General features: G+C 51.7%; 1 rRNA gene. It reads left to right on the top strand.

From position 1 onward, the window contains the following. Positions 1-861 (top strand): 23S ribosomal RNA (locus tag WS34_RS14925); the annotation flags it as partial.

Raw genomic sequence — 861 nt, 5'->3', positions numbered from 1 at the left:
AAGGGCGCATGGCGGATGCCTTGGCTCTCGGAGGCGATGAAGGACGTGATAAGCTGCGATAAGCTCCGGGGAGGGGCAAATAACCTTTGATCCGGGGATTTCCGAATGGGACAACCCGGCGTGTTGAAGACACGCCACCTGATCATTTCAGGAGCTAACGCAGGGAACTGAAACATCTTAGTACCTGCAGGAAAAGAAAATAACAATGATTCCCCCAGTAGTGGCGAGCGAACGGGGAATAGCCCAAACCGTTCATGTTACGGCATGATCGGGGTTGTAGGACTACGTCGTTGCATGAAGACATCGGAGAAGAACTTTCTGGAAAGAAAGACCATAGAGCATGACAGTTGCGTATTCGTATGTTGTCGAAGCATAGTAGTATCCTGAGTAGCGCGGAGCACGAGGAATTCTGCGTGAATCTGCCGGGACCATCCGGTAAGGCTAAATACTCCCGAGAGACCGATAGCGAACCAGTACCGTGAGGGAAAGGTGAAAAGCACTTCGAACAGAAGAGTGAAATAGTTCCTGAAACCGTGCGCCTACAAGCGGTCGGAGCTGCTTAAAGCAGTGACGGCGTGCCTTTTGCATAATGAACCTACGAGTTGCCTTTGCCGGCAAGGTTAAGTGTGACGACACACGTATCCGAAGCGAAAGCGAGTCTGAATAGGGCGTATAGTCGGCAGTGGCAGACGCGAAACCAAGTGATCTACCCTTGGCCAGGTTGAAGGCTGGGTAACACCAGCTGGAGGACCGCACCAATAAGCGTTGAAAAGCTTCTGGATGAGCTGAGGGTAGGGGTGAAAGGCTAATCAAACTTGGAGATAGCTCGTACTCCCCGAAATGCATTTAGGTGCAGCCTTG

Origin of the sequence: Odoribacter sp. N15.MGS-14, assembly GCF_000980245.1 — a bacterium.
GTDB lineage: Bacteria > Bacteroidota > Bacteroidia > Bacteroidales > Marinifilaceae > Odoribacter > Odoribacter splanchnicus.
The sequence above is the reverse complement of the archived record's forward strand: the minus strand, read 5'-3'. Positions and strand labels throughout refer to the sequence as shown.